This window comes from Microbacterium sp. (assembly GCF_031179285.1).
GTDB lineage: Bacteria > Actinomycetota > Actinomycetes > Actinomycetales > Microbacteriaceae > Microbacterium.
This window is the reverse complement of the sequence record NZ_JAPSHY010000029.1, coordinates 18477-38001: the sequence shown is the minus strand read 5'-3', so window position 1 is coordinate 38001 and position 19525 is coordinate 18477. Positions and strand designations below refer to the sequence as shown.

The following is a 19525-nucleotide window of genomic DNA, read 5'->3' as shown; positions in this document are numbered from 1 at the left end:
TACGCCTTGACGGTGGCGAAGCGTTCGCTCGCCGAGTGCTCGGTGCGCTCGATCCGGTACGCGCCGACGGATGCCGGGACGATGAACGTCTCGGCGTAGTGGATGACGAAGGGCTCGAACGCTCCGGCGGGGCTGGTGACCCGCACCTCATCGCCCTCGACGAGGTTCAGCACGTTGACGGTGCCGTCGGTGTCGTGGTCGGCGCCGTCGGTGAACCAGTGCCGGCGCACCTCAATGAACTCGAGCTCGTGCAGGCCGGTGCGCTCTTCGATGACGTCGCCGTCGGTGGTGATCGTCTCGACCTGGTCGACGAGGTTGCCCTCGACCCAGGCGGTGTCGCGGTCCCACTGGATGTTGCGGGCGCCGTGATCGAGGTGCACCGGGCGGGGGATGCCGTCGAGGCCGACGCGGCCCCAGTCCCAGAGCTTGAAGGTGAAGATGAACGGGGTCGCCGAGATCTCGAGCACCATGGAGTTCGCGCCCGAGGCGTGCACGGTGCCGGCGGGGATCGCGAAGTGGTCGTGCTTCTTCGCCGGGTATGCGTTGATGTACTTCTCGGCCGGGAACGGGTGCCCGCCGTCTTGCGCTGCGGCGAGGTCGGCGAGCATGGCGTCGCGGTCGATGCCCTCTCTCGTGCCGAGATAGACGACGGCATCGTCGCCGGCGTCGAGCAGGTAGTAACTCTCATCCTGCGTGTAGTGCATGCCGAACGTGTTCTGGATGTAGTCGGTCAGCGGATGCACCTGCAGGCTGAGGTTGCCGCCGTCCATCGTGTCGAGGAAGTCGAAGCGGATGGGGAACTCGGCGCCGAAGCGGGCGTGGGTCTTCGCGCCGAGCAGTTCGACTGGGCGGGCGAAGACGAGGTCGAGGGCGGGGATCTCGATGACGCCGCCCTCACCCTCGAGCAGCAGCGAGTTCTCTTCGGGCACGCAGTCGAAGCACCAGGCGTAGTTGTCTTTCGAGGGGTCGAGGCCGATGAGGTTCTTCATCCACTGCCCGCCCCAGACGCCGGGGTCGAAGAACGGCACGACGCGGAGCGGGCGGGATGCCGCGTTCGCGAGCGCAGTGCGGAAGGCGTCGCCGGTGATCATGCCGGCTTCGGCCGCGTCGGGGTGTGCTTCGGCAGGGGCGATGGCGTTGCCGTCGAGCACGAAGTCGACGTTGTTGAAGAGGCTGCGCTTGTGCCGGTCGGCGACACGCCACTCGACGAAGAAGCCGCGCTTGTACTTGCGCAGGTTGTCGAGGTCGGCGTTGTCGGCGTGCCAGTTGGTGGCACCGGCGCGCTGGCGCAGCTGGATCTCCCACCGGGCCATGTCGACGAGCACAAGGGCGTGCGGCCGGCTCGTCCGTTCGGCGAGCAGAGCGGCACCCCAGCCGATGATGATCGTCGGTTCTTCCGTGATCTGCGCGGCGTGCTCGTCGAGTTTGGCGGTGTCGTAGAAGTCACTGAGCACGGCATGGCTCATGACGCCGAAGACGCGGTCGTCGGTGAGGTTGGTGGCGATGAGGGCTTCGAGGTCGGACGCCGGCAGGGCAGCATCTTCGGCATCGACAATGGTCCAGTCGGGGAGGGCTTGCTCGAGTTCTGCGGTGATCGCGGGGAGGTCGGCGCCGGGGTAGACGTCCACGACGAGGAGGGGCGCGGTGCCGGCGGCGTCGGCCTTGGCGCGCGCGGCGTCGGCGGCGGCGTGCCAGCCGGCGGCGCCGCGGAGGATGCGCTCGCCGGCGGGGAGGGGCACGGTGGGCTGCAGGTCGTAGCGGCCGCGCGCGGTGTGGCCGTCGTGCATCTCGTTGATCGGCGTGGTCAAGACGTCTCCTCGTCGGATCGGGGGCTTGTGTTCGTCAGGGTCCGCGCGAGCACGCTGAGGCCGCGCGCGACGGAGAACTGAGGCTCGGGCGGCACGACGAACCGGGGTGGTTCGAGGGACGCCCAGAGGTGCTGGCGGACGTAGTTCTCGATCGGCGCGCGCACCGCGTCGCCCGCCCGCAGGATGCCGCCGGAAAGGATCACGACCGCCGGGTCGTACATGTGGATGAGCGTGACGACGGTGGCACCCCAGACGTGCAGGAAGCTGTCGCGCAGGTCGGCGTGGTCGTCGGTGGTGAAGAGGTCTTTGACGGTCGGTGCGTAGTCGCTTCTTGAGTCGGCCGAGTTGGAGTGCTGCCTCAGGGCCCAGCTGCTGGCGAGCAGCTCGGCGCAGCCGATGTTGCCGCAGGGACACTGGCCGGCGTGGATGTCGGTGGTGACGTGCCCACCGAGGATGCCGGCATGCCCGGTCCAGCCGCGCACGAGCGTGCCGTTCATGAGGGCGGCGGTGCCGATGCCGGTGCCGAGGGTGACGAGTACGGCGTCGCGCTCGCCGGGTGCGCTGCCGGTGGCCGAGATCTCGCCGACGAGCGCGGCGCGCGCGTCGTTCTCGATGACGGCGGGCGCCTGGAACTCGTCGGATGCCCAGGCGAGGAGGTCGGTGTCACGGAGGTAGTCGTACTTCGCGTTCGCGTGGAGCATGCGGCGAGTGATCGGGTGGACGACGCCGGGGACGGCGATGCCGACGGCTTCTGGGCGCGCTGCGTCGGTGCGAGCGAGGAATTCGTGGGATGCTGTGGCGGCGGTTGCGAGGTCGCCGGCGTCGCCCCGGACGAGAACGCTGTCGGTCGCGAGCACGAGATCGCCGCGGGTCACCGCGAGCTTGATCTCGGTGCCCCCGAAGTCGATGCACAGCTCCATTGCCGTCCTCTCCGTCCGTACTGTTGGTAACGTTATCAGGCGTCCGGGGCGGCGGCAACTATTCGGGCAGTTGCCACCATGCTGGCTTTCGCTAGGCTGCGCGTTGAGTTCATCTAGCGCCTCGCCGACTAGGGTTTGAACATGACAGACCCAGCATCCGAGTTGCCTGCTCCTGATCTATTCGATCGCGTTCTAACCGACGATGAGCTCGAGGACATCACCGCGGCGGACGAGACGTCCACTGCGGTGACCTTCTCCACGCAAGCGTTCGATGTTGCTGGGCTCGTTCTGCGCCTAGATCGGGGTTCGATGCTGGTGCCCACCTACGGCACCGATGATGACCGGGTCGATACCGACGGGTTCCAGCGTGGATTCGTTTGGACCAAGGCCCAGATGGATCGCTTTATTGAGTCGCTCCTCTTGGGGTTCCCGGTTCCCGGTATCTTTCTTGTGAAGCAAACCGCGAACAACCGACTTCTTGTATTGGATGGTCAGCAGCGCCTCCTGACGCTGCAGAAGTTCTACTCAGGCATCCACGCCAAGAAGGAGTTCGCGCTCCGGAATGTGGGCGAGCAGTTCAAGGGGCTCACGTATAAGACCCTTGGCGATGCGATGCAGTTCCGTCTAGATGACTCCTACCTTCACGCGACGATCGTGACGACAGACGGGTCAGCGGAGATGAATGAAGCGATCTATCAGATCTTCGAGCGCCTCAACTCGGGTGGGACACAACTGACCGCACATGAGATCCGAGTCGCGCTCTCGGCCGGGCCGATCATCGAGCTCTTGGAGCAGCTCAACTCGAACACCGCCTGGCGCACGCTCTACGGGGGTCGTAGCGCGCGCCTCCGCGATCAGGAACTCACGCTGAGAATCTTGGCTCTCTTCGAAAAGTCCGACGAGTACTCGCGCCCACTCAAGACCTTCCTTAACAACTACGCGAACGACGCGCGTCAGTTGGGTGGCTCAATCCTCGCGGCAAGCCAGTTCTTCACCGAGGCGGCGACCGCCTTGCTGCCGCTCGGTCCGGAGGTTTTGCGCACGCAAGGGGCAACCCAGATAAACGTGGCGCGAACTGAAGCCATCTTCGTTGGTGTCATGCGGGCGATCGCGCTTGACGCGCTGGTGGTAGACCTTTCGGCTGCGATCGAGACCCTAGATGCGGATGCGGAGTTCGTCACCGCAACGACACGATCGACGGCCGACAAGGAGTTCGTCTTGTCTCGTATCGAAAAAGCCACGAGGGCGTTCACGCGTGAGTAGCTGGCCGCCAGCGACAGTTCGAAGTCGGAAGCAAGACCTTCACGACCTCGCCGAAATGCTTCAAACAATCGACCCTAAGTCCAGCGAGCTGCGCGTGGCACTCTCTCGGTACACGGTCGTTCGCGCGACCGGCTACGTCGAGGCGGTCCGCGACGATGTAGCAGACCTGTTCGTGACTCGAGTGGCTCTTGACCTCGTCAGCAACCGCCTTCGCTCGGGACTCCGATCCGGCCAAGGAGTGCGGCCTCAGCAACTAATCGACTTCGTACAATCGTTTCATCGCGATTGGGCCGCTGAGCTCACGGACTTTCTGGATGACGACTCCGGTAGCCGGAACCGGCGCTCGGACCTTGGCGCACTTGTGAACGCACGGAGGAAGATTGCGCACGGCGACGGTGACACTGTCGGCCCTACAGACGCCCTTCGCTGGGCTACCACGGCGCAAGAGGTGGGTGGTTGGCTTATCCGGCGCTTTGACCCGGGCCGTGACTTCTACTCTCGAGTGTCGAGTTCGCCGTAGCGACGCCAGCTTCTACTCGCGGGACCGCATGAGGGGCGGATCTGTGGGGTTCCGCTCGAAGCGCCGATGAGCCGACACAAGACGCTGCTTCGAGTAAGGATTCATCGGGCGAGACATCGATCGCCTCAATCTTCCTGTTAGCGCACACGCTTCCGCAGCGTCACCGGTAGCTCGATCTCTCGAGATGGAACTTCCCCCACCGCCTCCAGACGGTCAAGCAGCAGCCGAGCTGCGGTGCGTCCGAGCGCACGCGGGTCGTGGTCGATCACGCTGAGCGGCACGGGCGAGAGCTCGGCGAGCTCGAAGTCGTCGAAGCTCATGAGCTCGGGGAACTCCGACGCGGGGCGACCGGTGTGCAACTGAACGTTGATCTCCTTCAGCGCACCGATCGCGTTTCGGTTGTTCGCGCAGAAGATCGCGGTCGGTGGCGTCGGGTTCGCGAGCAGCGCGCGGGTGGCGTCGCTGGCCTGTTCGACGGTCTGCTGGCCGAGGGCGACGAGTTCGGGGTCGGGTTCGATGCCGCGTTCATGCAGTGCCTTCACGAACCCCGCGTGCCGGCGGCGGCCGGTGAAGATCGATTCCCGGTTGCCGAGATAGCCGATGCGCGTGTGACCGCCGTCGAGCAGGGCGATGGTGCCGCGGTAAGCGCCGTCTTCATCGTCGAGTACGACGCTGTCGGCGTCGAGCCCATGGATGCGTCGCGAGGCGAGAACGACCGGCACGCCCTGGCTCTGAGAGTTGGCGAGGTGCGCGAATGCATCGTCGGCCGGCACCACGATGAGCCCGTCGACCCGGCGCCCGAGGAAGTCCCCCACAAGCTCCGCTTCGCGGGCCGCGTCTTCGCCGGTGTTTCCCAGCAGGATGCGTCGACCCGAGAGCGCCGCCTCCTCCTCGACCCCGAGCGCAAACGTGCTGTAGTACGGGTTGGCGATGTTCGTGATCGCGACGCCGATGAGCCCGCTGCTGTGCCCCGGACGGATGCTGCGCGCATTCTCGTTGCGGTGATAGCCGAGTTCGGCGACGGCCTCTAGCACACGCTGCTGGACATCGAGCTTCACGTTAACGCCGCCCGAGAGGGTGCGCGACACGGTCATTGGGCTCACGCCGGCACGGATGGCGACCTCTTTAATGGTCGGGCGGTGCTGGCGGTGGTTCATGATGCTTTCCGAAATCGTGGTGTCAAGGGAACGTTATCAACCCTGCGTCCGAGGAGGCGTCGTGTCGCCGTGGCCAGGACCCCGGAAGAGGAGAGGACTCATGAAGCACTCGGCACCCGGCGACGGGCTCACCGTCTCATCGATCGGACTCGGCGCGATGGGCAAGAGTGCCTACTGTGCCCCGACCGATGAGGCGGAGGCAATCGCCACCCTGCAGCCCGCGGTCGACATCGGCGTGACCTTCATCGACACCGCGGAGGCGTACGGTCCGTTCGAGAACGAGAGCCTCGGGCGCGCGCTCGGCTCCCGGCGCGACGAGATCACGATCGGCACGAAGGCATCGTCGGAGAGGGATGACGACGGCACGATCCACGGACGCAGCGGGAGCCTGGAGTACATCCGGCGGGCGTGCGATCGGTCGCTACGGCACCTCGGGATGGGCGTGACCGACCTCTACGACCTGCACCGGGCCGACCCGAACGTGCCGATCGAGGAGAGCGTCGGCGCAATGGCCGAGCTCGTGCGTGAGGGCAAGGTGCGCCACATCGGGCTGTCCGAGGCGTCGGCTTCCACGCTGCGGCCGGCGCACGCGGTGCATCCGGCAGCGACCGTGCAATCGGAGGTCTCGCTCTTCGCCCGCGACATACTGCGCAACGACGAGAATGCAACGGCGGATGCGCTCGGCATCGGCGTGGTGGCGTTCTCTCCGCTCGGTCGCGGGACGCTGACCTCAGGCATCCGTTCGTTGGACGAGCTGGCGCCCGAGGATGCTCGGCGCAGACTGCCGCGCTTCCAGGTCGAGGCCTTCGCGGCGAATCGTCGGCTAGTCGAGCGGGTCGAGGACGTTGCGCAAGAGCGCGGGGCGACGGTCGCGCAGGTGGCGCTCGCATGGGTACTGCCGGAAGGTGTCGTGGCGATCCGGGGATGCGGAGAGGGGGCGGTTGGACGAGAACGCGGGGGCGGCGGAGATCGTGCTGAGTGAGGACGAGCGGATGCGGTTGGCGGATACTGTGCCGGTGGGGGAAGTTGTGGGGTCGCGGGAAGGGATTGTTGCGGGGGCGGGGGCGGGGGTGGACCGGTAGGTATGGTCTAGCCGGCCGCATGATCGCAAAGGTCTGCTCTAGTCCGCCCCATGCTTTGGCGCAGGCGGGGTTGCCCTCCTGGACCGAGGTGTTGGGTTCGCGCGAACATCTGCAAGTGCTTCTGTGATCTCGCGCTCTTCCTCGGCGTCTCTTGGGTTGCCATCGCGATGCACGATCTTGAGCTCCCCATGATCGTTCCACGCCTGTACCACTTTGCCTATCGAGCGGAGCGCTTCAGCCGCGTCGTGGACATCGCGGCGCGCGATCCATCGGCGGTTCTCGTAGGGCGCCCAGTCGAGGACTATCGGAGCAGTTCGTGGAACACCATTGACGCCGGTGTAACGGACCGCCCCCGTGTGATGATTTGGAAGATCTGAGGCGGCCCGCTCCTTAGTGTTGTCCCAGACGGTCCGCCATTCCTGGCCGGGGGCGAGGATTGGGAATCTCCGCGGGAGCTCTACTCGCGAGGCAGGCGTTGGCCAAGCTCTTACTGGCCAGGGAGCGATATCAATCTGAATATCGTTGGCAGCAGTGAGGCCGTAGTTCTTGACAACCAGATCGATAAAGAACTCCGACGCGGGCGTTGCCTCCGTGTACACGACGACGTACGGCTGCGTTCGCTCCAGCTCGAGTTCGCGCGCCAGATCTCGACTCTTCTTCGCTTCATCGATCTGCCCCTTGGCGTACCAAAGTGCTCCGACAGCGGCCGCCACAGTCAGCATCGCAGCTAGCGCCGAGATCCACGCTGGTACACCCGTGAAGACGCCAACGATGAAGGCTGTCCAGGCTTCGAGAGTTGGAGATGCTGGGGGCGGAGTCATCTGCATATGTTGGCAGGAGGTTGCGGTGCCGACCAGAGCCAATTGGTGAGCGATCGATTTGCAATGCATGCACTGTGGGTGACCGGCCGGCCAGTGGCTGGCGTCCACTGGCGCCCGCTCCAGGTCGAGCTTCCAGTGCAGCTCCAGTTGCGCGGCCCACTATGCCGACTCACTGCGGCGATGGCATGTAACCAATAGCATCGGCGCAAGGAGGCAACGATGCAGGCGGAGATGACTTTCCTCATCGACTCGAACGTCGTCATTGCGGCCGAGCCGTTCAACGGGCAACTTGAAGCGCTGCAACCCGATGTCAGCGCGTTCATGCGCACGGCGGCGCAGCATGGTCATAAGGTCTTTGTTCACCCAGCGACGCTCGACGACCTAAACGAAACAAGCGACCCGAGTCACCGGGCACAGAACCTCGCGGCGTTCGACAAGTACCCGGCGCTCAGCGAGAGCGAAGTGCCTCAGCGCGTTCTCGATGTTTTCCCAAGTCCTTGCTCGCAAAACGATGAGCGCGACGCGCGCATCCTCGCCGCGCTGGACGGAGGTGCCGTTCATTTCCTAGTCACGAACGATCGTAAGCTCCGTAAACGCGCGGCCAAACTTGGGCACGAGAACACCGTTCTCGGTCCACGCGAAGCAGCCGAACAACTCGCGGCGTGGCACCCGGACGCCCCGCCGCCCCCTCCCCTCGTAGAAGAAGTCAAGACCTACAATCTCGACACTTCCCAGGCCATCTTCGAGAGCCTCCGTGACGCCTACGGCACCTACTTCGATGACTGGATGACCAAGAAGGTAAAGAAAGAGGCATCGGCCCGTCGAGCATGGATTGTACGTGGGCCCGACGGCGCATACGAGGCTCTCGCTATCGTCAAGATGCGAGACGACCACCCAACGGCACCAGCTAGGGAAGCAATCAAACTCGCAACCTTCAAGGTCGGCGACACAGCGCCTGGCCGTCGACTCGGAGAGCTGCTTCTCAAGACGGTGCTGCGCTGGGCCGCAGAGGAGCCTGGCCGCCCCTCAGACATGTTTGTCGAGGTTGACGCGCGCCATGGTCGGCTGCAGGATTTCTTGACCGATTTCGGCTTTACGCAAGTTGGACAGAAGCCAGGCAACCCCGATGAGCAAGTATGGCTGAAGGTGCTGGACCCGCCCATAGGTTCTGACTACGACGGACTTAGCCATCACGTCGCTTATGGGCCGCCTGCGGTCCGGGCAGGGCAGCCCATCTACGTGATTCCAATTATCCCCAAATGGTACGAAGACCTCTTCCCCGATACGGAGATCCACGGGCTGTCCGGTGCGGTTCCTTTAGTCGGAACAGACCCGGAGCCGAAGGCTCATGGGAACGCCATTCGGAAGGCCTACTTGTGTCGTAGTCAAACGAAGCACGTCCCTCCCGGTGCGACGCTCCTCTTCTACCGAAGCCAAGGAACAGTCAAAGGAGACAGCGCGGTCATGGCGGTGGGCGTCTGTGAGACGTCACTGAAGTCGAGTGACCCGCTCGCGACAATCGAGCTGTCCTTCAAACGGACGGTGTACTCGGAATCGGATGTCGCGGACCTACATCAAGATGGGAAGGGAGTCCTGACGATCCTCTTCCGACACGATCGGTTCCTCGACGCGCCTTGGCCTCTCGCCCAGCTACAGGCGCATAGTGTCTTGTTGGGAGCCCCGCAGTCGGTGACTCGCGTCAAGAGTCAGAAAGGAATCGCATGGGTGGAAAAGCAACTGAGCGCGTGGCCCTGATGGCGATTCACGAGCGCTACGCTGACGCCATCATGGATGGCGTGAAGCGTGTCGAGTTCCGCAAGCGTCGTCTAGCTGCCGATATCGAGACCGTCTGGGTCTACGCAACTGCCCCGACAAGCAAGGTCATCGGTCGCTTCTCAGTACACGAGATCGTTCAGGGAACGCCGCAGGATATCTGGGAGCGCTACGGTTCTGTCGGCGTGATCGAGCAAGATGCATATTTCAACTACTATGACGGCCGTGAGACGGCTGTCGCCATCGTTGTCGGTTCCGCTGAGCGTCTGCCTGACCCAGTTTCGCTCAACGAGATTGACCCCCGCCCGGCAGTCCCTCAGAGCTTTGCCTACCTTTCGGCAGCTTCGGCTCCCTCGCTCGCCTTCGCCTAAGCGGTCCAGGCGCGCGGATAGGCGCTCGCTTCGCGGGCGCTTATCGGAGCGGGGCAGCTCGTCTGCCGGACTGGATAGATTGACCTTGTGGGCTGGCCCTCACGGGCGTTCGACCAATCGGCACCGGTGACTGCTTTGCCAGTACACGCGGCATAACGGCCCGATCGAGGAGCACCAATTACCGTGACGATAACCCAGCAAGAGCTCGAATCACGGCTGTGGGCCGCCGCCAACGCACTGCGCGGTCCTGTCGACCCGGCCGACTTCAAGACATACGTCTTCCCGATGCTCTTCTGGAAGTGGATCAGCGACACCTGGGTCTACGAGCGCGAGGAGGCGCTCGAGCAGTACGGCGACGAGCTCGACGAGGAGATCGAGGCGGACTTCCACCGCTTCGAGTTGCCGCCGGGTACCTTGTGGGACGAGGTCACCGGCACGGTCGTCAACCTCGGCGCAGCGATCGGGAAGACCTTCCAGCGCATCGAGAAGGCAAATCCGAAGTCGCTGGCCGGTGTGTTCGGCGACGCCTCCTGGGGCAACAAGGAACGAATCCCCGACTCGGCGCTGCTCGGGCTGATTCAAGCGTTCAACCAGATCCGCCTCGACCCGTCGACCGTCTCCCACGATCTGCTCGGTGCCGGATACGAGTACCTGCTGAAGAACTTCGCCGACGAGTCCGGCAAGAAGGCGGGGGAGTTCTTCACCCCTCGCGAGGTGGTCAACCTCCTCGTGGGAATCCTGCAGCCGGAGCCCGGGGAGTCCGTATACGACCCGACCTGCGGCTCGGGCGGCATGCTCGTGGCGACGATCAACCAACTCCGCGAGTCCGGCAAGGACCACCGCACGCTCCGGGTATACGGACAGGAGATCAACCTGACCACCGCCTCGATCGCACGGATGAACCTGTTCCTGCATGAGATCGAGGATTTCGAGATCAAGCGAGGAGACACGCTTCGTGCGCCGGCGTTCAAGGACACCCGAGGAGCTGTCCGCACCTTCGACGTGGTGATCGCGAATCCGCCGTTCTCGTTGGCGAACTGGGGAGCCGACCGCTGGGCGGCGGATCCGCGAGCGTTCTGCGGGGTGCCCCCGGCGAAGAACGGCGACTTCGCCTTCGTGCAGCACATGGTCTCGTCGATGAACCCGGGCACCGGTCGCGTGGGCGTCGTCATGCCGCACGGTGTGCTGTTCCGCGGCGGGGCCGAGGCGAAGATTCGTCAGTGCCTCATCAAGGAGGATCGTCTTGAGGCGGTCGTCGGCCTGCCTCCGAACCTGTTCTACTCGACGTCGATCCCGGCCTGCCTGCTGATCTTCCGCGACCAGAAGCCCGCCGAGCGCAAAGACCACGTCCTGTTCATCGATGGCTCGGCCCGGTCCGACAAGGGCAAGAACCAGAACGTTATGTCCGAGGACGACGTCAAAGCTCTCATCGACGCCTATCGCACCGGCCAGGATCCCGATGGCGACGGTGGTGCAGAGGTTCGGCTGGTGCCGGTCGAGGAAATCGAGAGCAACGGCTTCGACTTGAACATCGGGCGCTACATCAAGGTCGCCGCCGAGGAGACCGCTGACCTGGGGGCCGCGCTCGTCGCCTACGCGGATGCACGCCAGCGCCGCATCGATACGGAGGCGGTCATGTTCGAACGCCTCGCCGCAGCTGGCATCGACCTGAGCATTCTGGAGGTGCCCGATGACGAGTGAGTGGGAGCAGACAGCTCTCAGTGAAGTACTGCGACCGGTCAGACGCCCTGTCGCTGTGGCCGACCTCGATGAGGTTCCATGGGCCGGAGCCCGCTGGTACGCGGAGGGTATCTATCCTCGGCCGGTCGAAGCGGCATCCAAGGTCAAGACCAAGACGCTCAACCGTTTGGAACTCAACGACGTCACCTACAACCGAATGTGGGCAACAAAGGCGGCCTTCGGGGTGGTGGGAGAAGAGGCTGCCGGGTGCCTCGTTACTGGCGACTTCCCCATCTTCGTTGCGGAGACGAGGAAAATAGAGCCGGAATTCATGCGTGCTGTGTTCCAGAGCTCGGCATTTCAAGATATTGCGTCAGCGCGCGCGGTCGGCACCACCGAAAGAAGACGGCTCAAGGAACCCGACTTCCTCTCGATACAGATCGCGCTGCCTTCGCCCTGCGAGCAGCGCCGCATTGTCAACGTGATGGGTGCGGTCGATGCACAGATCGAGGCGCTAAGGGAGGAGATTGCACGAGCGGAAGCGCTGTGGTGGGCAGTTGCGAGGGACATGGTCGAGGCGTTCGCTGATAGCGATTTCACTCGTCTCGACGCCATCGCCGAGATTTCAGGTGGACTGACGAAGAACAAGAAAGACTTCCAAAAATCCGACCTGGTCGAGGTGCCGTACCTTAGAGTCGCGAATGTGCACCGTCGCTACCTAGATCTACGCAGTGTCGCGCTGATTCGGACGACGCGTGTCAAGGCTGAAGCCCTGCGTCTCCAACCCGGAGACATCCTCTTTAACGAGGGCGGTGACAAGGACAAGCTCGGACGGGGTGACGTGTGGCGAGGTCAGATTGAGCACTGCATCCACCAAAACCATGTGTTCCGCGCTCGCCTGACGAACCCTGAGTTCGAGCCCCGATTCGTGTCGGCCTGGGGAAACTCATTCGGGAAGAATTGGTTCGAGGTCTTTGGTACTCAGACAACTGGAATTGCCTCCATCAATAAGCGTACGCTCAGTCGATTTCCCATTCCCGACATCCCTCTTTCAGATCAGATTGCGTGGGCGGACCGACTAGATGCTGTTTGGCAAACTAAGGTCGCTTTGTCGAATGAGTTCGATGAGCTCGACAGATTCCGCTCTGCCCTCCTGAGCGCCCTCTTGAACCAGGAGATCGAGATTCCCGACTCCTACGACCGAGTTCTCGGGGAGGTGTCGTCAGATGGGGTTCACTGAAGCAAGCACGATCCAGCGGTCCCTGATCGAGTGGGCGGAGGAAGCCGGCTGGCAGTACCTCCCCGGCGACGAACTGCCCCGTGACGAGCACGATGTGATCGTCGAGGACTGGGCTCGGGAGGTGTTGTTCGCGCTGAACCCCGAGCTCGTCGATGATCCCGAGTCCGCAGAACTGGTGCTCCACGAGCTCAATCAGGCGATCCTGGATGCCCACAACGGCCTGGTCGCCGCCAACGAACGTCTGACGGTGATGCTGCGCGGAGACCACTCGTTCCCGACCATCGACGGCGAGCACGTGCCGCGTCGCTTGATCGACTTCGACAACCTCGACAACAATCGGTTCATCGTCGCTGATGAGGTCACCGTCGCCGGTGCTGGCAGGCCACGCCGGTTCGACGTCGTGTACTACGTAAACGGGTTCCCGCTGGTCGTCGCGGAGACGAAGACACCGGTGAGGCAGCAGGTCTCGTGGGTGAACGCCGCTCGCGACATCCACGGCACCTACGAGGAGGAGTACCCGAACTTCTTCGCGACGAACGTCTTCAACGTGGCGACCGAAGGTCTCGAGCTCCGCATGGCTCCGATCCGTGCCGTCCCTGATCCCGACTCCGAGATATGGGCACCGTGGGGGTCGACCGAGGACGACCCGAAAGTCATCACAGGTCCGGCCCGCGTCGAGCGCGCGGCGCGGCTGCTGCTTCGGCCGGAGACGATCCTGCCCATGCTCAAGGATCTGGCGATGTTTCGCCACGCGCGCGACGCCTCCGAGGTCGACCTCAAGTTCCTGCCCCGGTACCCGCAGTTCGAGGCGGCTCTCGGCATCCACCGGAAGGTGCTTGAGGGCCGTCCCGGCGGCCTGATCTGGCATCACCAGGGTTCGGGGAAGACGGAGCTGATGGCGTTCGCAGCGGCGCGCCTGCTGCGCGACCCGGCCGTGACCGAAACCTTCGGCGGCGCGCCGACGGTGATCGTCATCGCCGACCGGAAAGATCTGGTCCGACAGACGGCGGAGATGTTTGAGACCGCGGGCATGCCTCGCATGAGCGTGCCCAAGAACCGGCGCGAGCTGTTCGCCCTGCTCCGCAGCGGCGAGCCCGGGGTCGTCATCACCACCGTGCACAAGTTCGCCGAGGCCGGGCACCTCAACGACCGGTCGAACATCGTCGTCCTCGTCGACGAAGCGCACCGCTCCCAGGAAGGGAAGTTCGGCGAAGCCTGGCGTGCGGCGGTGCCCAACGCGAAGTTCTTCGGAGCGACCGGCACCGCGATACAGGACAAGGACCGATCCACCTTCAAGCTGTTCGGTGACCCCGACGACCCGGATTTCGTCATGTCCAGGTACACCCCCGAGCAGTCGATCGCCGACGGCTTCACCAAGCCGGTCATCGTCGAGGGTAGGTCCGTCGGCTTCAGCCTGGACAAGGAAGCCCTGGACGAGGCCTTCGACGAGCTGGCGACTGACGAGGCCCTCGACGAGGACGAGAAGGTCTACCTCTCGGGCAAGGCCTCCCATATCGAGACCATCCTGTCGAACCCCGACCGCGTCGCCGCGGTATGCGCCGACATCGTCGACCACTTCCTCGCTTACGTCGCACCTCTGGGACAGAAGGCGCAGGTCGTCGCCTACAACCAGAGGCTCGTCATCGCGTACGCCCGCGCCATCGAAGGCGAACTGGCGCGGCGCGGCGCGGTCATGCCCGACGGCCGACCGCGCGAGGTCGGCGTCGTCATGCACGTCGCCGACAGCAAGGACACTCCGAAGGAGTACAGCAGACACCTGCTCTCGCCGGAACAAGAGGAGGCGCTGAAACGCCGCTTCAAGAAGGTCGACGACCCGGTGTCGTTCATCGTCGTCACCGCGAAGTGGATGACAGGCTTCAACGCGCCCATCGAGGGCGTGCTGTACCTGGACAAGCCCGCGAAGGACGCGAACCTCTTCCAGACGATCACCCGGCCCAACCGGCCGTGGAAGAACCCGATCACCGGGCAGCGCAAGGACTACGGCCGCGTCGTCGACTACATCGGGTTGGCGAAGGCCATCGGCAACGCCATCGCCGGTCCCCAGGCAAAGGGCGGGGAAGACGACGACGTCAACGTCACGGACGCCTCCAAGCTGGCCGGGAAGTTCGTCACCGACCTCACACGCCTGTTGCATCTGTTCGCCGGGATCGACACTGCGGATTCGTCCTTCGGCTCGCTGGCCGAAGCACACGAGCGGATCCCCGAGGACAGCGCCGGGCGCTCGGAGTTCGTCGAGACGTACGTCGCGCTGCAGACCGTGTGGGAGTTCCTCGACCCGCACCCGATGCTGACGCCTTTCAAGCAGCAGTACTACTGGCTCGCGAAGGTCTACGAGTCGATCCGGCCGAAGGACGTGTCGAAAGCCTTCCTCTGGGCACGCCTCGGTGCCAAGACCACCGAGCTCATCCACGGCCACATGAACGAAGTCGTCGTGAAGTCGATGGCGTCCAGAACGGTCACCCTCGATGCGGCTGGGCTGGCGCTGGTGAAGCGCATCGCCGATCAACTGCGCCTGACCAGCAATTCGCGTGAAGGACCAGAGCACGTCGACGTCTACCAGCAAGTGCTCGACTCGATCGAAGCGCGGCTCCACCGGCGTCTCGCCGAAGGGGAGAGCCTGGTGTACAAGTCGCTCGCGGAGCGGATCGAGAAGCTGCGGGCGAAGGCCATCGAGAACGTCGAGGACTCGCTCGCGTTCCTCGAAGAGGCGCTGAGGATCGCGCAGGACGTCGTCGCCGCCGATCGCGCAGCCGAGGAGGGCGACCAAGAAGCGCTCGAGCGGCTTGCTGATCCGAAGCGTGGCGTGCTCACGCAGATCGTCGAGGAGAACACGCCCCCGGGGCTCCACCAGATCGTGCCTGACATCGTTGACCGTATTGATGCGATAGTCCTCGAAGTCGCGTACACCGGCTGGACGTCAAGCGACGCGGGGGACAAAGCCGTGCGGCGAGAACTACGTGCCGTGTTGAAGAACTACGGCCTGCCGATCAAGGGCGTTTCGTTTGACGGGATTTATCAATACGTGCGCGAGAACTATTGACGCTCGCACCCGGCTCTCCCGTGCGACTGATGCCGCGCCCGATAAGGGATGGGTAGTCTCGCGCTACTGAGGACTGGTCGAGGCTCGCGATGGGTCCCGCACCCGCTCTAAAGGGAGTTGTAGTAATCCCGGATGTATCGGGCCATCAGCGCGCGCCGCTCGGACAAGAAGGTCGCATACGAAGTCGCCGTCGTTGAGCCGAGGGTCATCGGAACTGCGTTCATAGCGAAGTTCTCGTCGAGACCTTCCCGGGACATAATCTCACCCAACCGAAGCTCACCCGACGCCACCTGGGTGGCGACGACCCCCATGTAGTCCGCAGGTGCCCGATCCTTGATCGCAATGTTGATCGGGGTTTCAGTCAACGCATAGTTCGCGATCTGGTTGTAATCGCTGCGGTCGTTGATGCCGCTCTTGATCAGGTAGTTCTTCGGCACGATGTGATGAATGTCGCCGACCTCCTCGATCATGCTCGCGATCGTGATGTTCTTTGACAGGAAGCCCTTGGCGCCGGTGTGTGCCTGAGCCGCGAGGAAGGTTAGGAAGTAGGGGCTCCGCACGCTCGACGACTTCATGTCCATCGGCAGCGCCACATCCCAGAAGTTCGATGCCAGTTGCGAGGACTCGATGTCTTCCAGGGCATGACGGGCGCCCACCTCATCGATTCGTTTAATATCCGCTTCAAACGCCGTCTCGAAGCTCCCGGTGTATCGGCCGGTGAGGATCGACATCACGAACCACTTGCGCACCACATATTTGATGTCTGCTTCGTTCACTGCGCCTTCCGATCGCAGCTTCAGGTAGAGCGCATAGGCGAAGTTCAACGCGTTCTTGGAGCTGATGAGACGGGGCGCGATAAACCCCGCTGACCGAATCGTGAGCGTGAACTGCTGGAAGTTGCGCTGGTTGACAATCTCCAGCAAGACGCGCTCGAGCCGCTCAAACGACTCGATGGCAAGTTGCTCGTCGAACGACCGCGTCTCAAAGTCGCGACCGCTAAGCACGCTCACCAATGCCGCGACTTTGCCTCGGCCAAACTCTTTGATGCCGGCAACTCGGATCACGTCGGTGTAGCTCGGATCGTAGAGGTCCGACGAGTCGTTCTTGAGCCAGCCAATGGCTTTGAGGTACGGCGACGCCGCGAACTCAGCGTCGTTGCTTGCGATGTCGTCGTACACATGAGGTGCCACCGATAGGTGGCAGAAGTAGTCGATGAGTTTTCGAAGGTTCGCACCGAACTGACCATGACTGGCGATCTTGCTCATCGCGAAGTCGGCGCTACTCAGGGGGACGCCCTTCGAGTTGATGCGGATGAATATCTCCGTGACGGTCTCGATGTCGAGATCCTCGGCGAGCGTAATGATGCCGACCTGTGATTGCTTGATGGCGGTGAGGCGCTCGAGGGACCGCTGAGCTACTTCGGCGTCCACGCCAGGGTTAGCGTCGAGATAGCCTTTGGTCGCCGAGAAGTTTGGAGCGTTGACGAACTCCGCGACATCCGAAATCCATGCCGGGTCGCGATCGATGACTGGCGTGAGCGTCGCGAACTTCTCCGTCGCAGGGTTGAACGCGATCTTGATGCGCTTCTTGCGGTACGACTTGTCGACGACCTGCTGCCCAACGAGCGCAGCGGTCATGGCGGTGATGCGCTGCTGTCCGTCGATGAGGATCTGTCTGAATGCCGACTTCGAGCCGTCCTTGAGCCCGACGTCCGCACTTTGCCAAGTGATCAGGTACCCGATCGGGAAGCCGTTGTAGAGCGAGTCAAGAAGGTCGCGAACCTTTGTTGAGTCCCATACGAACGGACGCTGCATCTCAGGAATTGCGACTTGGCCGGACTTGACCCACGACACAAGTGTGTCGACCGGTTGTTGGTGAACCGAGTACTTCGCCATCACTATCCTTCTTGACCACATTTCAAAGGGGTGGGAGTCGCGGCATTGGAGCTGCGCCACTTCGCCCAGAGCGCATATTTCCGCAGCCGGCCGGGCGTCTCCCGGCCGGCCCTTGATCGTCTTCGCGTTCATACTGGCATGAGTAGGTCGCGCGGCGGGCGATAGCGTGGCCGGCTGCTTCATCGGCTCCCGCCGGTTCGCCGCTCTGGCTGACTCGCCCACCTCAAACCCGCCGTCAGGCCCTCTGAGTCAGCCGGTCAAGGGCCAGACGAAGAGCATCATCGTCGTTCGCGTCCCGCCATTGAACTACGGCGACTTTGGGTCGGCCGGTTCGCCGCGCCTGTGAGTCGCTTTCTGACGGTGTCACAATCAGAATCGGCCTTTGAAACTCCGAGAGACGGGCCACAGTCTCCCGGACTCGCCGCGCGAGCATCGAAGAGGACTTCCTTAGGTATTTCACCTCGATGATCACCTCTTGGCCATGCGAGGTGACGACAGCGTCAGGACGGATCACGTCACCGGCGAGCAGTCCGCTCTCAACGCGCAGGGCGGGCGCGGTCCGCACAGCACTCGGCCCTGATAGTCGCCGGATAGCGCTCATCACGTCGATCTCGTAGAGACGTGCTTCGGCGCCAGTAGAGCTGGCGGAGGTGTTCGCCGTAGTCGTCACGAATGCTTCGAGCGCCTCTTGGATACCAGCGTCGCTATCTGGGTCCGGTTCGTCTGCGCTCTGGGCGTTGATGGACCTTGATTTACTGAGGTCGGTGGCGGCATCCATTACGCCCGAGATCGCGCCTCTTTGCACTTCGTTGGAAGCCGATCGAGCGAGTGCCTCGAGCGCCCGAACTACTGAAACAAGCGGCAAGGCGGTCTCGGAAGGATTCTCCGGAATCGCGCGGCTCGATGCCCACTGAAAGCTCTGCCACCAAGCGCGGTCTGCATCGGCCCGTTGGGCGTGCTCGAACACCTGTTGCGTGTGCCGACGAGATTTGAGTGCCTGCTTCTCCGCATGCGCCAGTGCCTCGCGGGATACCCGTACCTGGCGCGAAATGCCAGTGAAGGCGATGGTCGCTGCCGCAAGGGCACATAGGCCCGCGAAGCCTGAGCTTTTGGCGAAGTCGCTCAACCATAGCCCTATGCCCCACCGATGTTCGCGCGCGATCACGAAGGTCAGCCCTGACCCGAGCGCGAAGGCAGCCACCGAAATGCCGAGGACGAGCCAGCCGTACCGTTTGGTCATGTATGTGCCCGTCCAAGTGATCGCGCTGTCATCCAGAACATCCTTGCAGACGCCTTCCGCATTCGTGGCTACAGAGTCAGGAGTGGCAGGTCTTAGATGGAACGCCCCAATCAGAACCTCGGCCCGATTGCCGGCAGCTCAGCACCACGTCAGCCGCCAGATGCTGGCGAGGACGCACTGGTCGACGCACAACTCCCGTCGGCCTCGATGCGTGCTGAACCCGGTCTACTCGTATACGCCCGTCAACCGCCCCCGCATTCTTTGACTGCTCTCATTCATCCCGACGATCTCCACCGTCTTCCCCAACGCCGCGTAATTCGTCTCAATCGCATGCAACGCGGCAACGGTCGACACATCCCACACATGCGACTCCGACAGATCGATCACCACAGACCCAGGTCGTCCGGCTACGAGAACACGTCGTCAGATCAGGGCGCGAGGCGAACAGCAACTCCCCTCCACCACGTCGCGGGCACCCGACACAGACCGCGTCACCGTCACGAAGTCCGCCCCGGCCGCACGAACAGCACCGACGCGACCAGCTCCGCCGACAACCCCGACCGCCAGGGTTGTGCGTCACGAGCACCCGTGCAACCGTCGCCAGCATCACGGAGGTCTCGCTCTTCGGCGTCCGCTTCAGGGTCGAGGGGTCGATGCTAAGCCGGTCGAAGGCCCCGATCACGACCATGATCAT

15 protein-coding genes are annotated in these 19525 nt (G+C 63.5%); 8 read left to right on the top strand and 7 right to left on the bottom strand.

The window, feature by feature from the left end:
* On the bottom strand, positions 1-1808 hold a 1808-nt coding region (locus tag RIN18_RS14855), incomplete at its 3' end, for a class I mannose-6-phosphate isomerase (RefSeq protein ID WP_309104763.1).
* Entirely contained in the window at positions 1805-2728 is a 924-nt protein-coding gene (locus RIN18_RS14850) for an ROK family protein (protein WP_309104762.1), read from the bottom strand. The genes RIN18_RS14855 and RIN18_RS14850, both read right to left, overlap by 4 nt.
* A 141-nt stretch (positions 2729-2869) precedes the next feature.
* On the opposite strand from RIN18_RS14850, the gene RIN18_RS14845 reads away from it, so the two are divergent.
* Positions 2870-3991 (top strand): DUF262 domain-containing protein, encoded by a 1122-nt coding sequence (locus RIN18_RS14845; RefSeq protein ID WP_309104761.1) that lies wholly within the window; start codon positions 2870-2872, stop codon positions 3989-3991.
* The gene (locus RIN18_RS17665; protein ID WP_375163536.1) at positions 3888-4511 is read left to right on the top strand and encodes a HEPN domain-containing protein; all 624 of its coding nucleotides are present in this window, start codon (positions 3888-3890) and stop codon (positions 4509-4511) included. The genes RIN18_RS14845 and RIN18_RS17665 overlap by 104 nt, the downstream gene beginning before the upstream one ends.
* Before the next feature lie 137 nt (positions 4512-4648).
* Here RIN18_RS17665 and RIN18_RS14840 read toward each other — a convergent pair whose 3' ends face one another.
* Positions 4649-5668 carry a LacI family DNA-binding transcriptional regulator gene (locus RIN18_RS14840; RefSeq protein WP_309104760.1) on the bottom strand — a complete coding sequence of 340 codons (1020 nt, stop codon included), beginning with the start codon at positions 5666-5668 and terminating at the stop codon, positions 4649-4651.
* 100 nt (positions 5669-5768) lie between these two features.
* Here RIN18_RS14840 and RIN18_RS14835 point away from each other — a divergent pair, with 100 nt between their 5' ends.
* Positions 5769-6650, top strand: a complete 882-nt coding sequence (locus RIN18_RS14835) for an aldo/keto reductase (RefSeq protein ID WP_309104759.1) — start codon at positions 5769-5771, stop codon at positions 6648-6650.
* A gap of 138 nt (positions 6651-6788) precedes the next feature.
* Here the strand turns inward: RIN18_RS14835 and RIN18_RS14830 are convergent, their stop codons facing one another.
* Complete coding sequence (locus RIN18_RS14830; RefSeq protein ID WP_309104758.1) at positions 6789-7571, bottom strand: hypothetical protein; 783 nt, start codon at positions 7569-7571, stop codon at positions 6789-6791.
* Positions 7572-7790: 219 nt separating this feature from the next.
* On the opposite strand from RIN18_RS14830, the gene RIN18_RS14825 reads away from it, so the two are divergent.
* The 5 genes from RIN18_RS14825 (at position 7791) to RIN18_RS14805 (ending at position 15696) form a co-directional block, all read left to right on the top strand.
* A complete protein-coding gene (locus tag RIN18_RS14825; RefSeq protein ID WP_309104757.1) occupies positions 7791-9326 on the top strand; it encodes a hypothetical protein in 1536 nt (511 codons plus the stop codon).
* On the top strand, positions 9293-9715 hold the full coding sequence (locus RIN18_RS14820) for an ASCH domain-containing protein (protein WP_309104756.1): 423 nt from the start codon (positions 9293-9295) through the stop codon (positions 9713-9715). The genes RIN18_RS14825 and RIN18_RS14820 overlap by 34 nt, the downstream gene beginning before the upstream one ends.
* Before the next feature lie 183 nt (positions 9716-9898).
* The gene (locus RIN18_RS14815) at positions 9899-11416 is read left to right on the top strand and encodes a class I SAM-dependent DNA methyltransferase (protein ID WP_309104755.1); all 1518 of its coding nucleotides are present in this window, start codon (positions 9899-9901) and stop codon (positions 11414-11416) included.
* 55 nt (positions 11417-11471) lie between these two features.
* Complete coding sequence (locus tag RIN18_RS14810) at positions 11472-12635, top strand: hypothetical protein (RefSeq protein WP_309104754.1); 1164 nt, start codon at positions 11472-11474, stop codon at positions 12633-12635.
* Positions 12622-15696 carry an HsdR family type I site-specific deoxyribonuclease gene (locus RIN18_RS14805; protein ID WP_309104753.1) on the top strand — a complete coding sequence of 1025 codons (3075 nt, stop codon included), beginning with the start codon at positions 12622-12624 and terminating at the stop codon, positions 15694-15696. The genes RIN18_RS14810 and RIN18_RS14805 overlap by 14 nt, the downstream gene beginning before the upstream one ends.
* 107 nt (positions 15697-15803) lie before the next feature.
* Here the strand turns inward: RIN18_RS14805 and RIN18_RS14800 are convergent, their stop codons facing one another.
* The 3 genes from RIN18_RS14800 to RIN18_RS17660 form a co-directional block, all read right to left on the bottom strand.
* Positions 15804-17591, bottom strand: coding sequence for a DUF262 domain-containing protein (locus RIN18_RS14800; protein WP_309104752.1), 1788 nt, complete (start codon positions 17589-17591; stop codon positions 15804-15806).
* Positions 17592-17826: 235 nt separating this feature from the next.
* On the bottom strand, positions 17827-18831 hold the full coding sequence (locus RIN18_RS14795) for a hypothetical protein (protein ID WP_309104751.1): 1005 nt from the start codon (positions 18829-18831) through the stop codon (positions 17827-17829).
* Positions 18832-19056: 225 nt separating this feature from the next.
* Positions 19057-19194 (bottom strand): hypothetical protein, encoded by a 138-nt coding sequence (locus RIN18_RS17660; RefSeq protein ID WP_375163537.1) that lies wholly within the window; start codon positions 19192-19194, stop codon positions 19057-19059.
* Between the last annotated feature and the right edge of the window lie 331 nt (positions 19195-19525).